The 1,780-nt window shown below is 62.0% G+C and carries 1 protein-coding gene; it reads right to left on the reverse strand.

Annotated elements, in window-relative coordinates; all coding sequences use genetic code 11:
- Positions 1–89: 89 nt before the first annotated feature.
- Entirely contained in the window at positions 90–1,457 is a 1,368-nt protein-coding gene (gene ltrA, locus PQR08_RS38485; protein WP_408164455.1) for a group II intron reverse transcriptase/maturase, read from the reverse strand.
- Between the last annotated feature and the right edge of the window lie 323 nt (positions 1,458–1,780).

Genomic DNA, 1,780 nt, shown 5'->3' on the forward strand with positions numbered 1-1,780 from the left:
ATCGGGATAGGGGCAGGCCTCGCGGCCCGACCCCTCCCACACCACCGTGCGTACGGGTCCGTACACGGCGGTTCGGATCGGTTGATCGGCTAGGGACGCAGTGATGGAAGACCGAGGGATCGCAGAAAGCGATTGGTCAACGCCCGTTGCAGTGCAGGGCTATTACTCAGCCGCCATGCATTGTGGGGTGACCCGGCTGTCTGGGCAGCAAGGGACCGGTCCACCCCTCGCGCCGTCAGTTCCCGGAAGCGGGTGTTCCCGCGTCGCCACTGCTTCCAGAAGAAGCAGCGAACCCGGCGGCGCACCCATTCGTCCAGACGCTGAAGGACGCTCGGCGTTTCGCAGAATCCAAAGTAGCCGCGCCATCCAGTCAGGTAACGGTTCAGCATGCCGATCAGTTGGTCAACGCTGACCCCGTGCGAGCGCTGGGTCATTTCCCGGATTCGCTCCTTGAACCGGCTCAGTGCCTTGGGCGCGATGCGCCGTTTGACGTGATCCCGGGTCCCGAAGGTGAATCCCAGAAACTTTCGCGTGTGAGGCTCGGCCACTGCGCTCTTCGTCTCGTTGACCGTCAACTTGAGCTTGCTGGTGAGGAAGGCTTTCAGCCCCGCCATCACCCGTTGGCCCGCGCGTTCGCTGCGTACATAGACGTTACAGTCGTCGGCGTACCTCGCAAATCGCAGTCCGCGTCGCTCAAGTTCCCGGTCGAGGTCGTCGAGCATCAGATTGGATAACAACGGTGACAGCGGACCGCCCTGGGGCGTCCCTTCGTCCGTTGCGCCAACCAGCCCGTCTTCCAGCACGCCCGCCGTCAGAAAGGAGCGGATCAGCTTCAGCACTCGCCTGTCGCTGACACGCTTTGCCACCCTGCTCATCAGGATATCGTGGCTTACGCGATCGAAGAATTTCTCGAGGTCCAAATCTACAATCCATCGATGCCCCGACTGGATGTAGCTTTGCGCCTTTGCCACGGCCTGATGCGCCGAGCGTCCCGGACGGAAACCATAACTGGAATCCGAGAACGTCGGGTCCCACCGCTGTTGCAGCACCTGCAATACCGCCTGCTGAACGAATCGATCAAGCGCGCACGGAATGCCAAGCTTGCGCACGCCACCTCCATCCGGCTTGGGTATCTCGACTCGTCTGACAGGTTGTGGCTTGTACGTGCCTTCCAGCAGCATGGACCGTATCGTCGGCCAGTGCTCACGCAGGTACGCCGGTAGTGCCTGAACCGTCATGCCGTCCACGCCCGGTGCGCCTTTGTTTGCTCTCACACGTTTCAACGCCTGCTTCAGGTTCTCCCGTTCGCAGACTTCCTCCATCAGTCGGTCACTAGCCGACGGGCTTTCAGACTCGGGGTTTGCCGCCATAGGTTCAGCCCCTCGATCATCAGCCCTCGGGGCTTCACCCCTGCCTCCGCTATCGAGGACGCGATGCGTTTTCTGCTGCGCTCCCATGTCGAGTTCTCCGGCTTACTCGCCGCTCCTCTCCGTTTGGGCCTTCAGGCATCGCTGCCCTACTATGCCCGCTGCTGACTCCTGCGCGGTGGTCAACAACCCTTGCGAGCCGTTCAGTCCTGAGTCCAGGACACCGCGCAGGCCTCCCGAGGTAAGCCCAACCGCCTTCGCCACACACCCGCCAGATCTACCACCCCGGACCTTGATGGCTATGGACTTCGCGATCATTGGCTCGCTCGTCCGTCCGGGTAGGCCTCCCATCTGGTTTCTGTTCGTCAGGTCGTGGCTTTGCTACACGCTTCCTTCAGACCCCGCCTCACGAC

The organism is Caballeronia jiangsuensis, from assembly GCF_046030135.1.
Classification (GTDB): domain Bacteria; phylum Pseudomonadota; class Gammaproteobacteria; order Burkholderiales; family Burkholderiaceae; genus Caballeronia; species Caballeronia jiangsuensis.

Coding starts and splice junctions, on each gene's coding strand:
- ltrA (WP_408164455.1), bottom strand. CDS start 1,457: ATGGGAGCGCAGCAGAAAACGCATCGCGTCCTCGATAGCGGAGGCAGG.